The sequence below is a fragment of the Pseudomonas fluorescens genome (genome assembly GCF_001648775.1).
In the GTDB taxonomy this organism is placed as follows: domain Bacteria; phylum Pseudomonadota; class Gammaproteobacteria; order Pseudomonadales; family Pseudomonadaceae; genus Aquipseudomonas; species Aquipseudomonas fluorescens_M.
In genome coordinates this window covers 331,025-350,170 of the sequence record NZ_LVEJ01000018.1, presented here as the reverse complement: position 1 = coordinate 350,170, position 19,146 = coordinate 331,025, and the positions used below count along the sequence as shown (strand labels likewise).

The window sequence follows — 19,146 nt, the reverse complement described above, 5'->3', positions numbered from 1 at the left end:
CGGTCACTCCCCTCTCCCCCCGGGAGAGGGCTAGGGTGAGGGGCTCTTTTGACCTAATCCGCCGAACGCGGCAGTTGCAGGGTCACCCGCAACCCACCCTCACGCAAATTCTGCAACGTCACTTCCCCGCCATGGCTGTGGGCAATGTTGCGCGCAATGCCCAACCCCAAACCATAGCCCTGCTGCTGCCCCGCCAGCCTGAAGTGCGGCTCAAAAACTTGTTCCAGCCGCTGCTCCGGCACCCCCGGCCCTTCATCATCAACGTGCAAGACAAACGCACTGTCATCGTCATCGATGTGCAGATGCGCGTTCTGCCCATACTTCAACGCGTTGTCGATCAGATTGCCGATGCAGCGTTTCAACGCCAAAGGTTTGCCCGGATACGCCGCCAACGCACGACCATGCTGAGTCACGCGACCGTTGCCGTTCGGCGCCAGGTACGGCTCGACCAGACAATCGAGCACATGGTTGAGATCCACCGGTTCGATGTTCTCGTGAATATCGGTGTCCTTCACACATTGCAGCGCGCCTTTGACCAGCAGTTCCAGCTCATCCAGATCGCGGCCGAATTTGGCTTGCAGCTTCTCGTCTTCAAGCAATTCGACGCGCAAACGCAAACGGGTGATCGGCGTGCGCAGGTCATGGGAAATCGCGCTGAACAACTGGCTGCGCTCGGTCAGGTAACGGCTGATGCGTTCGCGCATGGTATTGAACGCGCGGCCCACTTCGACCACTTCACTGCCGCCGCCCTCGGCCACCGGCTCGACGTCGGCGCCCAGCGACAGATCCCGCGCCGCTCGCGCCAGACGCTTGAGCGGCCGGCTCTGCCAGTGCACCAGCAGACCGATGAACAACAACAGAAAGCCGCTGGTGAGGACGATGAACCACACCTGCTGCGAGGGCAGGCCTTGTTCTTCAAGACTGGTGTACGGTTCGGGCAACAAGGAGGCGATGTACAGCCATTCGCCCGGCGCCATCTGAATCTGCGTGACCAGCACGGGCGGGTTGACCGGTTCGAGGGTCAAGGCGTAATGCGCCCACGAGCGCGGCAACTCATCGAGTTTCAGCCCGGCGTTGAAAATCCGCAGGTCTTCGGGGCTGACAAAGGTCACTGAAATATCCGTGTCATTACCGAGGGTCTGGCGCAGCACTTCGTCGACGGCTTTCATCACCGCGGCTTTTCGCGGGGTGACTGGCAGCACGTCCATGCCCAGCGGTTTGTCATTGAGCGTCACGACGAAACGAGTGCCGCCCATGCTGCGCAATTGGTCGAGCACCAATGGACGATAAGCCACCGGCAACGAGCGGAAGTAACTGACGCTGGCGGTCATCGAATGGGCGAGGCTGCGGGCGCTGGTGACCAGGCCTTCAAGCTGCGTGGCACGCAATTGCGAGACCCAGATCACGCTGGATAACGTCTGCGCGAACAACACCGCCAGCAACGTCAGCAACAACATCCGCCCAAGCAGCGAGCGCGGCACCGGCACCTTGGCGGCGAGTTTACGCAGCGACTCAATGACCATTGCCGGCAACCACGTTGGCTGCCAATTGGTAGCCGCTGCCGCGCACGGTGCGGATCAGCCGTGGCGGTTTCTCGGTGTCGCGCAGGCGCTGGCGCAAACGGCTGACGGCCATGTCGACGATGCGATCGAGTGGCATCAGATCGCGGCCACGGGTGGCGTTGCCAATGGTGTCGCGGTCGAGGATTTCCTGCGGGTGATCGAGGAACAGTTTCAGCAGGGCGAAGTCGGCGCCGGAAAGAATCACTTCCTCGCCATCGGTGTGAAACAGCCGATGGCTGACCATGTCCAGCCGCCACTCATCGAACGCCAGCACTTCACTGCCGCTGCGCTCCTGACCGAATTGCGCACGCCGCAGCAGGGCTTTGATGCGTGCTTGCAGTTCGCGTGGACTGAAGGGTTTACCGAGGTAGTCGTCGGCGCCGAGTTCCAGACCGATCACACGGTCGGCTTCGTCGGAACTGGCGGTGAGCATGATGATCGGCACCTGCGCCTGACGCGGATGCTGACGCACCCACCGGCACAGGCTGAAGCCGTCCTCATCGGGCAGCATGACGTCGAGGATCACCAGATCGCTCGGCGCCTCGTTGAGTGCCTGGCGGAAACTGGCGCCATCGGCGGTGGCCCGCACCTGAAACCCGGCGCGGGTCAGGTAGGTTTCCAGCAACTCGCGTATTTCCTGGTCGTCATCGACCAACAATATCGACTTGTTGACTGAGCTCACTTCGAAGGCATCCTTGTTGTTGGAATTGGGGCGGATTATGCCTTAAGCATGGAACTTACAAACACCACAGAAACCCCTGTGGGAGCGAGCTTGCTCGCGAAGGCGTCATTACATTCAACATTTGGGTTGACTGATACTCCGCATTCGCGAGCAAGCTCGCTCCCACAGGGGGGGTTGCATTTCAGGTCGGGATTGATTGATCCAGGGCTACACCGGCGCCAACGAGGCCAGAATACGGCGCCGTCACCAGCCACACCGGAATGCCTTTGAAATAATCGCTCATACAACCTTTGTCGGCGAAGCTGCGGGCGAAACCGCTTTCGAGGAAGAAATCGGCAAAGCGTGGAATCACCCCGCCAACGATATACACCCCGCCACGCCCACCCGTGGTCAGCACGTTATTGCCGGCGACACGGCCGAGCCAGCAGCAGAACTGCTCCAGCACTTCCAGCGCAATCGGATCACCCGCCAGACCGGCCGCGGTAATCGCCTCCGGTGTATCAAGCTTTGGCTCATGCCCATCCACCGCGCAGATCGCCCGGTAAACCCGTGGCAAGCCGCCGCCGCTCAACGCGGTTTCGGCGCTGACATGGCCGATCTCGTTATGGATGTGCTGCCACAGCTGGGTTTCACGCGGGCTGCTCAGCGGCAGATCGACGTGACCGCCCTCGCCCGGCAGCGCGGCGAAACGACCTTCACCCAGATCAAGCAAAGTGCCGACGCCAAGGCCAGTGCCCGGGCCGATCACCACCGCCGGACGTAACGGCTCCGGCGTGCCCTCGCAGACCACGCGAAATTCGCCTGGCTGCAAACGGGTCATGCCCAGCGCCATCGCCGAGAAGTCGTTGACCAGCAACAACTGCTCGACCTGCAAGGTTTTGCAGAACGCGGTGCGACTCAGGCGCCAGTGGTTGTTGGTGAACTTGAATTCATCCCCGCTGACCGGACCGGCCACCGACAGGCACACCGAACCGATCGAACCCGGCGCCAGACCGAGCCCACTCAGATACAGGCTGATCGCCTCTTCCGGGCTGGCATGGTCGGCTGTGGCCAGCACCTGAACCGATTGCAGTTGCTGGTTTTTCCACAGCGCGAACCGCGCGTTGGTGCCTCCGATGTCACCGACCAAAGCCAGTTTCAATTAAGCGTCTCCAGGGCAGAAGTGAAGGCGCTGGCGCCCTGCTCCGCCGAGCTGAAGGCCATGCGCATGAAGCCAAACAGTTCGCGACCGCTGCCGATGTTGTTGGCCAACAGGCCTTTGGCAGGTTCGCGCGCTGCAAATTCGTCGGCGTCCACTTTCAGTTCCAAAGTGCCTTTGACGCCATCGACGCGGATGATATCGCCCTCTTGCACGCGCGCCAAAGCGCCACCGACATAAGCTTCGGGGCTGACGTGAATCGCCGCCGGAATTTTCCCCGAAGCGCCGGACATGCGCCCATCCGTCACCAACGCGACTTTGAAGCCACGATCCTGCAGCACGCCGAGGAACGGCGTCATCTTGTGCAGCTCGGGCATGCCGTTGGAGCGTGGGCCCTGGAAGCGCATCACGGCGACGAAATCTTTTTCCAGCAGACCGGCCTTGAACGCGTCGGCCAAGTCCTGTTGATCCTGGAATACCATCGCCGGTGCTTCGACGATCTGGTTTTCCAGCGCGACGGCGGACACCTTCATCACGCCGCGACCGAGGTTGCCTTCCATCACGCGCAAACCACCTTCTGGCGAAAATGCGCGGGCGACCGGACGCAGGATATTTTCGTCGAGGCTGTCAACCGGGCCTTCGCGCCAGACCAGTTCACCGTTATCAAGGAACGGTTCTTTGGTGTATTGGCTCAAGCCGTGGCCGAGTACGGTGTTGACGTCTTCGTGCAGCAGGCCGGCGCCGAGCAGTTCGCGGATCAGGAACGACATGCCGCCGGCGGCCTGGAAGTGGTTGATGTCGGCTTTGCCGTTCGGGTAGACGTGGCTCAGGGTCGGCACGACTTCGGAGAGGTCGGCCATGTCCTGCCAGGTCAGTTGAATGCCCGCCGCCATGGCGATGGCCGGCATGTGCAGGGTGTGGTTGGTCGAACCGCCAGTGGCGTGTAACGCAACAATGGAGTTGACCAGCGACTTCTCGTCGACGATTTCGCCGATCGGCATGAAGTTGCCGTTCTGCTTGGTCAGGCGCGTAACCTGGTGCGCGGCTTCGCGGGTCAGCGCGTCACGCAGCGGCGTGTTCGGGTTGACGAACGAGGCGCCCGGCAAGTGCAGGCCCATGACTTCCATCAGCAACTGGTTGGTGTTGGCGGTGCCGTAGAAGGTGCAGGTGCCCGGGCTGTGGTAGGACTTCATCTCCGATTCCAGCAGCTCTTCGCGGGTCGCTTTGCCTTCGGCGTACTTCTGGCGAACGTCGGCTTTTTCCTTGTTGGAAATCCCCGAGACCATCGGCCCGCCCGGGACGAAAATCGTCGGCAAGTGGCCGAAACGCAGCGAACCCATCATCAGGCCCGGGACGATTTTGTCGCAAATGCCAAGCATCAGCGCGCCGTCGAACATGTTGTGCGACAGCGCTACCGCCGTGGACAACGCGATCACTTCGCGGCTCGGCAGGCTCAGTTCCATGCCCGGTTCGCCCTGGGTCACGCCGTCGCACATCGCCGGGGTACCGCCGGCGAACTGGCCGACCGAGCCGATTTCGCGCAGGGCGTTCTTGATCTGTTCCGGGAACACTTCGTACGGCTGGTGCGCCGAGAGCATGTCGTTATACGAAGAAACAATGGCGATGTTCGCCGAGTTCATCATCCGCAGGCTGTGCTTGTCTTCGCTGCCGCACCCGGCCACGCCGTGGGCGAAGTTGGCGCATTGCAGCTTGCCGCGCATCGGCCCGTCAGTGGCGGCGCCGCGAATCAGTGCAAGGTAAGCCTGACGCGTGGCGCGGCTGCGGGCGATAAGCCGTTCGGTGACCTCAAGAACGCGGGGATGCATGTGTAGAACTCCAGGCTAACGGATGTGGCGACCTGATTGTCTATGCTGATCAAACGCCGTTGTTGTTGGAATGACAGACGGCTTTTTTGACCATTCGGACCAGTTGATTCAGGTCGCTCGTTGTAGATAAAACAAAATATTGCCACTAAAAAGGCTTGTTTTCTATTTTTATGCGAATAATCTTGTAATTCCAACAACAAAACGACGGCGGCGCTGTTCCATGACTCTTCGAATCGCAATCAATGGTTTTGGCCGCATCGGCCGTAATGTCCTGCGCGCACTGTATACCCAAGGCTATCGACAGGATTTGCAGATCGTCGCCATCAACGATCTGGGCGACAGCTCGATCAATGCCCATCTGCTCAAATACGACACCGTTCACGGCACGTTCGACGCACAAGTCGAACATGATAATGAGAGCCTGACCGTCAACGGCGACCGCATTGCCGTCAGCGCAATTCGCAACCCGGCCGAGCTGCCATGGGCTGCGGAAAAGATTGATGTGGTGTTCGAATGCACCGGTCTCTTTACCGATCGCGCCAAAGCCGCCGCGCATCTTACTGCCGGCGCACGCAAAGTGATCATTTCGGCCCCGGCCAAAGGCGCCGACGCCACCGTCGTTTATGGTGTGAACCACGACATTCTGCGCCAGTCGCACCAGATCATCTCCAACGCTTCATGCACCACAAACTGCCTGGCGCCGGTGGCGCAAGTGCTGCACCGCGAACTGGGCATCGAAAGCGGTCTGATGACCACGATTCATGCCTACACCAACGATCAGAACCTGACCGACGTCTATCACACCGACCCGTACCGCGCGCGTTCGGCCACGCAGAACATGATCCCGAGCAAGACCGGCGCCGCTGAAGCAGTAGGCCTGGTGTTGCCGGAACTGGCCGGCAAACTGACCGGCATGGCCGTGCGCGTGCCGGTGATCAATGTGTCGCTGGTGGACTTGACCGTACAGCTGAAAAAAGAAGCCAGCGCCGAAGAAGTCAACGCGCTGATGAAAGCCGCCAGCCAACATTCGAAGATTCTCGGTTTCAATACCCTGCCGCTGGTGTCCAGCGACTTCAACCACAACCCGCTGTCGTCGATCTTCGACGCCAACCACACCAAATCCAGCGGCAAATTGCTGAAGGTGCTGGCCTGGTATGACAACGAGTGGGGCTTCTCCAACCGCATGCTGGATAACTGCCTGGCGCTGTGTAACGCCGAGTAATCTCAAGTAATCCCCTATCCCTGTGGGAGCGAGCCTGCTCGCGAATACGATGTGTCATTCAACATTTATGTTGGCTGATCCACCGCTTTCGCGAGCAGGCTCGCTCCCACAGTTTTTTGCGCAGCTTTCAAAATCAGGGCTTGACCATTTGACTAGATGATAAGCATTATCATTCGCTCGAAATGGATCAGGTCCTCCCGTGAGTCAATCGCGCTTCAACCACGTCTTCCTCACCCAGCGCACGTCCTTGCTGCGCACGCTGGAACGGATGGTCAACAATCACAGCACCGCTGAAGACCTGTTGCAGGAGACCTACCTGCGCGTGACGCGGGCGTTGAGCGAACGGGCCATCGATCACCTCGAACCTTTTGTCTTCCAGACCGCGCGCAATCTGGCGCTGGATCATTTGCGCGCGCGCAAGATCCATTCACGGACCATGGTCGATGATGTGCCGCAGGATGTCGTGCACAGCGTCGCCGCCCCCGCCAGCAGCGCCGAAGACGCCGCCCACGCCGAACAGATGCTGGAGCGCCTGAACGTGAGTCTCAGTCAACTCAGCCCCCGCCAGCAGCAGATTTTCATCCTCAGCCGGTTGCACGGGAACAGTTATCAGGAAATCGCTGACGAACTGAACGTCTCCCTCAGCACTGTGCAGAAAGAACTGAAGCTGATCATGACCATTTGCATCGGCGTCGCCGAACGTCTGAATGGCGACTGAGGCTGTAGGGCTTTTCTGTAATTGCCAGGATCGACTGCACGGATCATCGGGCTTTGTTACCCTTGCCCGACTTTTACGCTTCACTTGAAAAAACAGCCGTGCGCAGACACTGCCGAGGAAACACCGTGACGGACACCCACCGCTCGCCTTCGCCGGATTCGGTGCAGGACGCTGCAAACGCAATGGACCAGGCTTTGGACTGGCTCATCGTGCTCGGCAGCCCGGACGAGGAGCAGACCCGGCAATTCCATGCCTGGCTGGCGGCCGACCCGCTGAATGCCGAGGCCTTTGCCAAGGCGCAGGCGATCTGGGACGGCCCGCAAATCGCCCAGTGCGCGCAAAACCTCGCGGCCAAACCAGCGAAAGTCACCTTCCTCAAGCGTCTGCGTCCGCACTGGAAACCGCTGGCCACAGCCGCCGTGCTGATTCTCGGTTTGTTCAGTTTCAGTAACTTGCCTATGCGCATTCAGGCCGATCATCTGACCGTGGTCGGCGAGCGCCAGCGTCTGCAACTGGAGGACGGCTCGAAAGTCCTGCTCAATACCAATTCAGCGTTTTCCAGCACCATCAATGATCAGCAGCGCGTTGCCCGATTGTTTCAGGGCGAGGCGTTTTTCGAGATCGCCAGCGGTCGCGGTCAGCCGCTGGAAATCGATGCCGGCCCGGTCACTGCCAGCGTGCGCGATACCGCGTTCGCCGTGCGTTATCTCGATGGCGTGGCCCAGGTCAATGTGCAACGTGGCGATGTCGATCTGCGCGCCACGCATAACGATGCGCGGGTGCGCCTGACTGCCGGCGAAAGCATTCGCATCGGTCCCAACGGTTTCGACCGCCCGGCCAAACTCGATGCCAATACCGATCTGGCCTGGGTGCAGGGTCGACTGGTGTTCGAGAACTGCCCGCTGAATCAGGTGCTGGCCGAATTGCGCCGCTACTACCCGGGCTGGATCATCAACACCAATGAGCAACTGGCCGACGTCGCCGTGACCGGTAATTACCGTCTCGATCAGCCCCTCGACGTGGTGCGCTCCCTCGCGCACATCACCTCGGCGCGCCTGCAGGAATTCCCCGCGCTGGTGATCTTGAACTAAATGAGAATTATTTTTACTCGATAGCCACCGTCAGTACGTCTCGTTATAGCCAATGCAATTGATTCGCATCATCGGACGCGAATCAGCACCTATAAAGATTCGTGCGACACGGAGCGCTATCGATGTCCTCTCGCCTTACCCGCCAGACTGCTTCCCCTTCCCGCGTGTTGTCGCTGTTGACCGCGGCCATCCTGATGGCCGGCACTGCGCCGCTGATGGCTGCCACCGAGCAACCGGCACGCAACATGGGTGATTACTCGTTCTCCATCGGCCAGCAGCCGCTGGTGTCAGCGCTCAATGCCTTTACTACCGTGACCGGTTGGCAGGTTGGCTTGCCGGCAGAACTGGGTCAGGGCGTGTCATCGCCGGGCGTGCGTGGCTCGCTGCCACCGGAAAAAGCCCTCGAGCGTCTGTTGGTGGGGACCAATCTGACGTTCCGTAAACTCGGCAACAACAACGTCGTGCTGGAAAAGCGCAACGCCAGCGGCACGCTCAATCTCGATCAGGTGACCATCAGCGCCACCCGTCAGGAGCAATCGGTCAACAGCGTGCCGGCCACTGTCACCGTGCAGACCCGTCAGGATCTGGACCGCAACAACGTCAACACCATTAAGGATCTGGTGCGTTACGAGCCGGGCGTGTCCGTCGGCGGCGCAGGCACCCGTGGCGGCATCAGCGGCTACAACATTCGCGGCATCGACGGTGATCGCATCCTGACTCAGGTTGATGGCGTGGAAGTGCCGGACGGTTTCTTCAACGGCCCGTACGCCAAGACCCAGCGCAACTACGTTGACCCGGAAATCGTCAAACGCGTGGAAATCCTCCGTGGCCCGGCCTCGGTGCTCTACGGCAGCAACGCCATCGGCGGCGCCGTCAGCTACTACACCCTCGATGCCGACGACATCATCAAGCCTGGCGAGGACGTCGGCGCCCGTCTGAAAACCGGTTACAGCTCGGCCGATGACAGCTGGCTGAAGTCCGCCACCGTGGCCGGTCGCGCCGATCAGTTCGACGGTTTGCTGCACTACAGCCAGCGTGACGGTCACGAAACCGATTCCTACGGCAGTAACAATGGCACTGGCCTTGAGCGCACCGCCGCCAACCCGGAAGACGTCAATGCCTACAACGTGCTGGCCAAGATCGGCTGGAACTACAACGAAGATTCACGTCTGGGCCTGACCTACGAAAAGTACAAGGATGATCGCGACACCGATCAGAAAAGCGCTTACGGCGGCCCATACTTCAACGGCGCCCCAACTATCCCCAACAGCGTCCTGCCCGGCGGCATGTACCAGTGGCGCACCGGCAACGACACGATCACCCGTGAACGTTTCGGCATCGAGCACTCGTTCGCCCTCGACAGCCTGCTGGTCGACAACGTGAAGTGGAGCCTCAACCACCAGATCGCCAAAACCGACCAGAGCACCACCGAGTTCTACTACCCGATCACCCGTAAAGTGCTGCGTACTCGCGACACGATTTACGAAGAAAAGCAGTGGGTGTTCGACGCGCAGCTGGATAAGGCGTTTGCCATCGGCGACACCAACCACGTGCTGACTTACGGCACCACCATCAAGCAGCAGAAAGTCACCGGCTCGCGCAGCGGCGACGGCACCTGCCTGGCGGTCGGTCGTGGCTGCACCGCCATCGGTGCGACCAGCCCCGCTGATGTGTTGGCCAAGGCTACCGACTTCCCGGACCCTACCATCAACACCTACAGCGTGTTCGCTCAGGATCAGATCAGCTGGAACAACTGGACCTTCCTGCCGGGCCTGCGCTACGACTACACCCAGCTCAAGCCGCACATCACTCAGGAATTCCTCAACACCGTGGCAGCTGACGGCCAAGGCACGGTCAGCGACGAGAACAAGACCTGGCACAAAGTTTCGCCGAAATTCGGCCTGACCTACGCCCTGACCGAAAACTACACCTGGTACGGTCAATACGCTGAAGGCTTCCGCACCCCGACCGCGAAAGCCCTGTACGGCCGCTTCGAAAACACCACCACTGGCTACAGCGTGGCGCCGAACCCGGACCTGGAACCGGAAAAAAGCAAAAGCTATGAAACCGGTCTGCGCGGCAACTTCGAGCAAGGCTCGTTCGATGTGGCGGTGTTCTATAACAAGTACCGCGATTTCATCAACGAAGACGCTGTGACCCCGGGCCGCAACGAACTGACCTTCCAGTCGGCCAACATCAAGCACGCCACCATCAAGGGTGCTGAAGTCAAAGGTCGTCTGAATCTGGATGCGTTCGGCGCGCCGCAAGGCCTCTACACCCAAGGTTCTATCGCCTACGCCTACGGTCGCAACAACGACAACGGCGAGCCGATCAACAGCGTCAACCCGCTGACCGGCGTGTTCGGTCTGGGTTACGACCAGGACAACTACGGCGGCCTGCTGAGCTGGACTGTGGTGAAGAAAAAGGATCGCGTCGACGACAGCAACTTCAAGTCGCCGGATGGCGTCAGCAGTCAGTTCAAAACCCCAGGCTTCGGCATTCTGGATCTGGCCGGGTACTACAAAGTCACCGACGACGTCACCGTCAGCGGCGGCATCTACAACCTGACCGACAAGAAATACTGGCTGTGGGATGACGTCCGTGGTTACGACAGCGTCGGCGAAGCCTCGGTGACGCAACCGGCCAACCTTGATCGCCTGACCCAACCGGGCCGCAACTTCGCGATCAACCTGATCTGGGACATCTGATCCGGTCGACCTCACTGCACGTATTCATGTGGCGTGCAGTGAGGTTTTTTTACGCTTGCACGTCTTCTTGTTCGTCTCGTTAGCAAGCGCTTCTTTTTCTCAAGGATTTCCCATGACCGCTCAAGACACCGAACAACGTCCTGCCCTGCGTTCGCAACGCTTGAACCAGATCACCAACGAGCCGCACACCAAGCTCGATGCGCTGGTGAAGGCTCACGCGCCGTTCGAGACCCGCGCCAACTTCGCCCGTTTTGTCGTCGCGCAGTACCTGTTCCAGTCGGAACTGGTCGACCTGTACAACGATGCCGAACTGACCGCCATCGTGCCGGATCTGCCGGCCCGTTGCCGCGCTGAAGCGGCCAAGGCTGACCTCGCCGACCTCGACACCGAAGTGCCGGCGCCGGTCGCAGGCGCGGTGAAAAACCCGAGCAAGGCTCGCGCACTGGGCTGGATCTTTGTCTCCGAAGGTTCGAAGCTCGGTGCGGCATTCCTGATCAAACGTGCCGTGGCGCTGGAGCTGAGCGAAACCTTTGGCGCCCGTCACCTCGGTGAGCCTGAAGGTGGCCGTGCCGAAGGCTGGAAGAGCTTTGTGCGCACCCTCGATTCGCTGCAATTCACTGCTGAAGAAGAAGCCGAAGTGGAGCAAGGCGCGATCGACGCGTTCAACCGCTTCACCGTGTTGCTGGAACAGGCTTACGCCACTGAAGCTGAACCGGCCTGATTCCCGACACACCACAAAACCCTGTGGGAGCGAGCTTGCTCGCGAAGACGGCGGCACATTCAACACAGATGTGACTGACATACCGCTTTCGCGAGCAGGCTCGCTCCCACATGGGAACAGCGCAAGTCTGTAGAATCCCCATCTCGCCTTACAGCAATCCCGAGCCCATGCCGCAACCCGCCTCCTCGAAACTCGCCCGTGTGCTGTTCGGCCTGCTGGCCTACGTCAGCCTCGGCATTGGCCTGATCGCCATCGTCGTGCCCGGCCTGCCGACCACCGAGTTCATCCTCCTCGCCGCCTGGGCCGCGACTCGCAGCTCGCCGCGCCTGAGTGCCTGGCTGGAAAACCATCGGCTGTTCGGGCCGATCCTCAGCAACTGGCGCAACGGCAAGATCATCGCGCGCAAGGCCAAAGTCAGCGCGACGGTGAGCATGTTGCTTTGCGCGACGTTGATGCTGGTGATGCTCGACCACGGCTGGCCGGTTTACCTGGCGATTGCCGGCATGAGCCTGGGCAATTTGTGGATCTGGTCGCGCCCGGAATCCATCCGGGTCTGCACTGACCCGTCTTCGCACTGAAACATCCCTGTAATTATTCGCTTTTTCAGCACATTCTCCTGCGCAAACGTTTAGCGGTGACCGTCCGTCGGCACGCGCCTCATGCCCTCTCGCCTCGCGCCGATGAGCATTGAATGGCGCTGAATGGATTTGGCGAACCGGATAGTTCATATCCGCCTGCCACCCGTTTATTCATTCGCGAGATCGCCCCATGTTCGACTCTCTGTCCATTCGCCTGAAAATCGTCCTGCTCTCCGGTCTGTGCCTGCTCGGTGTGGTTGCGCTGATCGTCGGCATGAACATTTACCAGACCAACCAGAACGACGAACTGGTCAGTGACTCCAGCAACAAGCTGCTCACTGCCAGCGTGCAGAACCTGCTGCAAGCCAAAGCCGCCGAACAAGCGGTGCGGGTGCAGAAAACCTTCGGCGAAAGCCTGACGGTGATCACCGCCCTGGCCGACCAGATCAAGGACATGCGGGTGATGGCCGCCAAGCGTTCGCTGGACGCCGGCGCCTTGCGCGAAGAGTTGAACCTGAGCCTTAAAACCGCGTTCGAGCGCAACGACAAAGTGCTCGGTATCTGGCTCGCTTTCGAGCCGAACGCTCTCGACGGCAAGGACAGCGAATTCGCCAACGATGCCGCGCGCCAGTCCAACGAAGCCGGACGTTTCGCCACCTATTGGAGCCGCGCCGCCGGCGCCTCGCTGAACACGATCATGGTCGAAGAAGACCTGACCAAAACCACCCTCAGCGTCAGCGGCACGCCCTACAACAGTTGGTACACCTGCCCTCGCGACAACAAGCGCACCTGCCTGCTCGACCCGTATGCCGACACCGTCGGCGGCAAGGAAATGCTCATGACGACCATTTCCGTGCCGCTGATCGTCGACGGTAAAGCCATCGGCGTGGTTGGTATCGATATTGCTCTCGACGCCCTGCAAGCAGCGGCCGTGGATTCCCAGCGCAACCTGTTCAACAACGCCGGGCACATGCTGATCGTCTCCGGCAGCGGCGTGCTCGGTGCCGACAGTTCTGACGCCAACAAGGTCGGCAAAAAGATCAGCGACACCCTCGGCGCCGATGGCCAGGATGTACTGCAACTGCTGAGCTCAGGCACACCGAAGATTCTCGAACAGGGCGACTTGATTCGCGCCGTTTACCCGGTCGACCCGATCGGCAACTCGCGCGCCTGGGGCGTGGTCATCGATCTGCCGAAACAAGTGCTGCTGGCCGACTCGGTCAAGCTGCAAGCGGTCCTCGATGATGCTCAGGAAACCGGCGTGCTCACCGCGCTGCTGGTCGCCGTGGTTGCCGGTCTGGTTGGCCTGTTGCTGATCTGGCTGACCGCGTCCGGCGTCACCCGTCCGATCAACAGCGTCGCCGAGATGCTGAAAAATATCGCCAGCGGTGAAGGCGACCTGACCCAACGCCTGAACTACAGCAAACAGGATGAACTGGGCGAACTGGTCAACTGGTTCAACCGCTTCCTCGACAAGCTGCAACCGACCATCGCGCAGATCAAACAGAGCATCACCGAAGCGCGCGGCACCGCCGACCAGTCTTCGGAGATTGCCCGCCAGACCAGCGAAGGCATGCAGGTGCAGTTCCGCGAGATCGACCAGGTGGCCACCGCCTCCAACGAAATGAGCGCCACCGCCCACGATGTCGCCAACAGCGCGTCGAACGCGGCCAATGCTGCAAAAGGTGCCGATCAATCGGCCAAGGACGGCATGTCGATCATCGAGCGCAGCACCCGCGACATCAATCAACTGGCCGATGAAGTCAGCAAAGCGGTGACTGAAGTCGAAGCGCTGGCAGTCAACAGCGAGCAGATCGGCTCGGTGCTGGAAGTGATCCGCAGCATCGCCGAACAGACCAACCTGCTGGCCCTCAACGCGGCGATTGAAGCGGCCCGCGCCGGTGAGAGCGGCCGTGGTTTTGCCGTGGTTGCCGACGAAGTGCGCAACCTCGCCAAGCGCACGCAGGACTCGGTGGAAGAAATTCGCGTCGTGATCGAGCGCATTCAAACTGGCACCCGTGGGGTGGTCGCGACCATGCATTCGAGCCAGACCCAGGCGCACAACAACGCCGGGCAGATTCGCCAAGCGGTGGATGCGCTGGGCAAGATCAGCGACGCGGTGACGGTGATCAGCGACATGAACCTGCAGATTGCCAGCGCGGCGGAACAGCAGAGTGCGGTGGCTGAAGAAGTGAATCGCAACGTCTCGGCGATTCGTACCGTGACCGAAACCTTGACCGGGCAAGCCACTGAGTCGGCAGCGATCAGCAGCCAGCTCAATGCTTTGGCCAGTCAGCAGATGAAGTTGATGGATCAGTTCCGCGTCTAGCAAACCTGCAAAAATCCCTGTGGGAGCGAGCCTGCTCGCGAAGACGGCAGCACATTCAACATTAATGTGACTGATCCACCGCTTTCGCGAGCAGGCTCGCTCCCACAGGGGTAAGTGTTCACCTGCGGGATTTCATCTGACCCGACATTCTTTTGCACTATCATCGCCCTCTCGCTCCGGAGGGCCTTCGATGACTGATTTACTCACGTCCATTCAAGCCGCACTCGGCTTGCCGCACACGCCGATCCCGTTCACTGACCGTGGCGCACTGCCCTCGGCGTTCGCCGTCACCGACCTTGCCTGCGCCAGCATGGCCGCTGCCGGTCAGGCCGCCAGCGAGTTTATCCGGCAACAGACCGGTCACCTGCCTGCGGTTGAAGTGGATCGGCGTCTGGCTTCGTTCTGGTTCTCCAACTCGCTACGTCCGCTGGGCTGGCAAGTGCCACCGCTGTGGGATCCGGTCGCCGGCGACTACGCCACCGAGGACGGCTGGATCCGCCTGCACACCAATGCCCCGCACCATCGCGCCGCTGCTGAACGCGTGCTCGGTGCCTGCGCTGACCGCGCCGCGATGGCGGCGAAAGTCGCGCAATGGACCAGCACGGATCTGGAGCAAGCAGTGGTCGAGGCCAAGGGCTGCGCCGCCGAGATGCGCAGTTGGGCACAGTGGCAGCAACATCCACAGGGGTTGGCGGTGAATGCCGAGCAACTGGTGCACTTCCTCGATTCGCCGGATGAAAACGCGCAACCGTGGCAAGGCTCAGTCGAGCGACCATTGGCCGCAATCAAAGTATTGGATCTGACCCGCGTGCTCGCCGGTCCCACCGCCAGCCGTTTCCTCGCCGGGCTCGGGGCTGACGTTTTGCGCATCGATCCACCGACCTGGAACGAGCCCGGTGTGGTGCCGGAAATGACTCTAGGCAAACGCTGCGCGCGGCTGGATCTACAGGAGCCGGCGGATCGCGCGGTGTTCGAACATCTATTGAAGGACGCTGACATTCTGCTGCACGGCTACCGCGCCGATGCGCTGGAAAATCTCGGTTTCGGCAGCGAACGCCGCCAGCAATTGGCGCCGGGGCTGATCGACGTGTGCCTCAACGCCTACGGCTGGAGCGGCCCTTGGCAGAACCGCCGCGGCTTCGACAGTCTGGTGCAGATGAGCAGCGGCATCGCCGAGGCCGGGCAGCGCTGGCAGCAGGTCGATAAACCGACGCCGTTGCCGGTGCAGGCGCTGGATCATGCGACGGGGTATTTGATGGCGGCGAGTGCGCTCAGGTTGCTCAGCGAGCGCTTGCGCAACGGCCGGGGAAGCTCTGCCCGATTGTCGCTGGCGCGGACCGCGAATTTGCTGATCGAACATGGGCCCGGCACAAACGAAGCACTGCGCGCCGAGGATGAACAGGATCAGGGTTTGCTGATTGAGCAGACCCCGTGGGGACCGGCGCATCGCTTACAGGTGCCGGTGAAGATCAGCGGCACACCGATTCAGTGGGCGTTGCCGGCCACAGAACTGGGTTCTCATCAACCACAGTGGGCTTAAAAAGCCCCTCACCCTAACCCTCTCCCAGAGGGAGAGGGGACTGATTGGGGGATATTCGAGAGATTCACCGACTTGAACGAATATCGGTGAATCCCTAATCGACTCAATGTTTCAGGTCGATGGACAGCGCAAAACACCTCGGTCGGCCCACTCTCTCAGAGAGAGAAGGACTGATTCGGGGATACTGAAGAGATTCACCGACTTGAACGATTGGCTGTGAATCCATAATCGACTCAGTATTTCAGGTCGATGTACAACGCAAGACACCACGGTCGGCCCCCTCTCCCTCTGGGAGAGGGCTGGGGTGAGGGCTGCAATTTAAGGCCGGGCGATGATCTATCAATCAGCACGGCTCAAGGACGTCCACAACAGCTGCGCCGCATACCCTCGATAAGGCCGCCAGGCCTCAGCGCGCAAGGACAATCCCCGCGCTGTCGGCCGCTCCCCTTCCAACTCTTCCAATGCCCGCAACAACCCGACATCGCCATGGGGAAACCCATCCAGATCGCGCAACTGCCGCAACGCAATGTACTGCGCCGTCCACTCGCCAATCCCGTGCAGCGCCAACAACCGCGCCATGCCGCCCTCGCGATTCGGCTCAAACAACGAGGGCTCATCCAGCAACGCCTGCGCCACGCCCGACAGCGTCCCCGCGCGACTTTTCGGCATGCCCAACGCGGCCAGATCTGCCACTGCCAATACCGGCGCTTCGGGAAACACATGCGTCAATCCAGGTACTGAGGAATCCAGCGGCGCGCCATATTGCGCAACCAGTTTCCCCGCAAGACGAATCGCCGCCGCCACCGTAATCTGCTGCCCAAGCACCGCGCGAAACGCCAACTCCAACCCGTCCCACGCACCGGGAATGCGCAACCCCGGACGCTCGGCATTCAACCGCGCCAGCAACGGATCATTCGCCAGATGCGCTTGCATCAGCGCCACATCGGCATCCAGATCAAACATCCGCCGCAACCTGAAAACGATCTCGGGTACCGCTGCCGGATCAGGAAAGTCCAGCTCGACCTCCAGCGCATCCGCCGTCCCAAGCCAGACCGAAACCGTGCCGTGAACACCGTTCAACCCGATGCTGCGCGAATACACGCCATCGCCCACGGTCTCCATCCGGACCACCGCCCGTGCCGCCAGAAACCCCAACATCGCCTCCCAGTCATACGGCGGCACATACGCCAGCGACAACCTCACAACGACAACACACCGCTGTACAACCCATACGCTGCCAACCCCGCGCCGATGATCACGCAGGTGAAAATGCCCTTCTCGACATGGGTGAACAACGGTTCGCCCGCTTCATGTTTGGCCTTGGCAAACAGGATCACCCCCGGCGCATAGAGCAACGCCGACAACAGCAAATACTTCACCCCGCCGGCATACAACAACCACACCGCATAACCGAGGGCAATGCCACCGATCAGCAGGTCCTTGGTGCGCTCGGCCGAGGCGTGTTCGTAGGTTTCGCCGCGGCCGCTGAGCAGCACCGCGTAGGCCGCCGACCACAGATACGGCACCAGAATCATCGACGACGCCAAATAGATCAGGCTGGTGTAAGTGCCGGCCGAAAACAGCGTGATCAACAGGAAAATCTGGATCATCGCGTTGGTCAGCCACAACGCGTTGACCGGCACATGGTTCTTGTTTTCCTTTTTCAGGAACGCCGGCATGGTCTTGTCCTTGGCCGTGGCGAAAAGGATTTCCGCGCACAGCAACGCCCACGACAGCAACGCGCCGAGCAGTGAAATCGCCAGGCCAATGCTGATCAGCAACGCCCCCCACGGCCCGACAATGTGCTCAAGCACCGCCGCCAGCGACGGGTTCTGCAGATTGGCCAGCTCCGGCTGACTCATGATCCCCAGCGACAGCACGTTGACCAACACCAGCAGCGCCAGCACGCCGACAAAACCGATGACCGTGGCGCGGCCGACGTCGCTGCGTTTTTCCGCTCGCGCCGAGTACACACTGGCGCCTTCGATGCCGATAAACACGAACACCGTGACCAGCATCATGTTGCGCACCTGATCCATCACCCCGCCGAAATTCGGGTTGCTGGTGCCCCATATGTCACGGGTAAAAATGTCTGCCTTGAACGCGATGGCGGCGATGACGATGAACATGATCAGCGGCACGACTTTGGCCACTGTGGTCAGCTGATTGATCAGCGCCGCTTCCTTGATCCCGCGCATCACCAGAAAATGCACGGCCCACAGCAGCACCGAGGCACAGCCGATGGCGATTGGCGTGTTGCCCTGGCCGAACACCGGAAAGAAATAACCGAGGGTGCTGAACAGCAGGACGAAATAACCGACGTTGCCCAGCCACGCACTGATCCAGTAACCCCACGCCGAGGAAAACCCCATGTAGTCGCCAAACCCGGCCTTGGCGTAGGCATACACGCCGGAATCCAGTTCGGGCTTGCGGTTGGCCAGGGTCTGAAAGACGAATGCCAGGGTCAGCATGCCGATCGCCGTGATGCCCCAACCGATCAGGATTGCTCCGGCATCGGCGCGCGCCGCCATGTTCTGCGGCAACGAGAAAATCCCCCCGCCAATCATCGAACCCACCACCAGGGCGATCAACGCGCCTAATCGCAGCTTTTGCGTCGGTTGCGACATCTGAATCTCCATTCAAGTGCGTTGTGAGTTGTTATTTGTAACAACTATTAACTAAACGGATAAAGCTTGATCACGTTTATCAGGTAATACCGACAAACGCCCATTTATATATAGCGGATGACGCTAACGCCTAGCACGTTAAGACAGTTTTGTGCGCTGATCCCGATAATTCAATTCTGTACTGAAAACAGAGGCGGAAAATTTGCCAAAAGCTGAAAAAGAACTAGCGTGATAATTCGAAAGTAATAATAGCCATTCCCAAAAATGTAGCCAGAAAGCCTCTAGGACGGGCCTTGCAGGCAATAGCTTTATGCCTTCAGTCGAAGCCTAAGTCATTCATTAACAATGGAATGTGACCATGCACTGATCTAAGTCAGCTGTTTGAACAGACAACAGAACTACGC

At 60.3% G+C, this 19,146-nt stretch carries 14 protein-coding genes and 1 pseudogene; 9 read left to right on the top strand and 6 right to left on the bottom strand.

The window, feature by feature from the left end:
• Positions 1 to 53: 53 nt before the first annotated feature.
• The 4 genes from A8O26_RS17735 to edd form a co-directional block, all read right to left on the bottom strand.
• Positions 54 to 1,523 carry an ATP-binding protein gene (locus A8O26_RS17735; protein ID WP_064119134.1) on the bottom strand — a complete coding sequence of 490 codons (1,470 nt, stop codon included), beginning with the start codon at positions 1,521 to 1,523 and terminating at the stop codon, positions 54 to 56.
• Complete coding sequence (locus tag A8O26_RS17730) at positions 1,513 to 2,244, bottom strand: response regulator (RefSeq protein WP_025112821.1); 732 nt, start codon at positions 2,242 to 2,244, stop codon at positions 1,513 to 1,515. The genes A8O26_RS17735 and A8O26_RS17730 overlap by 11 nt, the downstream gene beginning before the upstream one ends.
• Positions 2,245 to 2,425: 181 nt before the next feature.
• Positions 2,426 to 3,385 carry a glucokinase gene (locus tag A8O26_RS17725; RefSeq protein ID WP_064119133.1) on the bottom strand — a complete coding sequence of 320 codons (960 nt, stop codon included), beginning with the start codon at positions 3,383 to 3,385 and terminating at the stop codon, positions 2,426 to 2,428.
• Positions 3,382 to 5,208 carry a phosphogluconate dehydratase gene (gene edd, locus A8O26_RS17720; RefSeq protein WP_064119132.1) on the bottom strand — a complete coding sequence of 609 codons (1,827 nt, stop codon included), beginning with the start codon at positions 5,206 to 5,208 and terminating at the stop codon, positions 3,382 to 3,384. Before edd ends, A8O26_RS17725 begins: the two co-directional genes overlap by 4 nt.
• A gap of 220 nt (positions 5,209 to 5,428) precedes the next feature.
• Between edd and gap the strand changes: the two genes are divergently transcribed.
• The 9 genes and pseudogenes from gap to A8O26_RS17680 all read left to right on the top strand — a co-directional run bounded on the left by gap (position 5,429) and on the right by A8O26_RS17680 (position 16,115).
• On the top strand, positions 5,429 to 6,430 hold the full coding sequence (gene gap / locus A8O26_RS17715; RefSeq protein ID WP_016983705.1) for a type I glyceraldehyde-3-phosphate dehydrogenase: 1,002 nt from the start codon (positions 5,429 to 5,431) through the stop codon (positions 6,428 to 6,430).
• A 199-nt stretch (positions 6,431 to 6,629) separates the two neighbouring features.
• Entirely contained in the window at positions 6,630 to 7,148 is a 519-nt protein-coding gene (locus tag A8O26_RS17710) for an RNA polymerase sigma factor (RefSeq protein ID WP_007917886.1), read from the top strand.
• Between the two features lie 125 nt (positions 7,149 to 7,273).
• Positions 7,274 to 8,239: a FecR family protein gene (locus tag A8O26_RS17705; RefSeq protein ID WP_064119131.1), complete on the top strand. Its 966-nt coding sequence runs from the start codon at positions 7,274 to 7,276 to the stop codon at positions 8,237 to 8,239.
• Between the two features lie 122 nt (positions 8,240 to 8,361).
• A complete protein-coding gene (locus A8O26_RS17700) occupies positions 8,362 to 10,947 on the top strand; it encodes a TonB-dependent receptor (RefSeq protein WP_064119130.1) in 2,586 nt (861 codons plus the stop codon).
• A gap of 112 nt (positions 10,948 to 11,059) precedes the next feature.
• Positions 11,060 to 11,668 carry a biliverdin-producing heme oxygenase gene (locus A8O26_RS17695; RefSeq protein ID WP_064119129.1) on the top strand — a complete coding sequence of 203 codons (609 nt, stop codon included), beginning with the start codon at positions 11,060 to 11,062 and terminating at the stop codon, positions 11,666 to 11,668.
• Between the two features lie 167 nt (positions 11,669 to 11,835).
• Entirely contained in the window at positions 11,836 to 12,246 is a 411-nt protein-coding gene (locus A8O26_RS17690; protein ID WP_064119128.1) for a YbaN family protein, read from the top strand.
• A gap of 190 nt (positions 12,247 to 12,436) precedes the next feature.
• A pseudogene (locus A8O26_RS30655) lies at positions 12,437 to 13,717 on the top strand (PDC sensor domain-containing protein); the annotation flags it as partial.
• A gap of 102 nt (positions 13,718 to 13,819) precedes the next feature.
• Positions 13,820 to 14,575, top strand: coding sequence for a methyl-accepting chemotaxis protein (locus A8O26_RS30650; RefSeq protein WP_401242094.1), 756 nt, complete (start codon positions 13,820 to 13,822; stop codon positions 14,573 to 14,575).
• A gap of 190 nt (positions 14,576 to 14,765) precedes the next feature.
• Positions 14,766 to 16,115, top strand: a complete 1,350-nt coding sequence (locus A8O26_RS17680; protein ID WP_064119126.1) for a CoA transferase — start codon at positions 14,766 to 14,768, stop codon at positions 16,113 to 16,115.
• A gap of 339 nt (positions 16,116 to 16,454) precedes the next feature.
• Here the strand turns inward: A8O26_RS17680 and A8O26_RS17675 are convergent, their stop codons facing one another.
• Positions 16,455 to 17,318 carry a DNA-3-methyladenine glycosylase family protein gene (locus tag A8O26_RS17675; protein WP_064119125.1) on the bottom strand — a complete coding sequence of 288 codons (864 nt, stop codon included), beginning with the start codon at positions 17,316 to 17,318 and terminating at the stop codon, positions 16,455 to 16,457.
• The gene (gene arcD / locus A8O26_RS17670; RefSeq protein WP_064119124.1) at positions 17,315 to 18,742 is read right to left on the bottom strand and encodes an arginine-ornithine antiporter; all 1,428 of its coding nucleotides are present in this window, start codon (positions 18,740 to 18,742) and stop codon (positions 17,315 to 17,317) included. The genes A8O26_RS17675 and arcD overlap by 4 nt, the downstream gene beginning before the upstream one ends.
• Positions 18,743 to 19,146 lie beyond the last annotated feature (404 nt).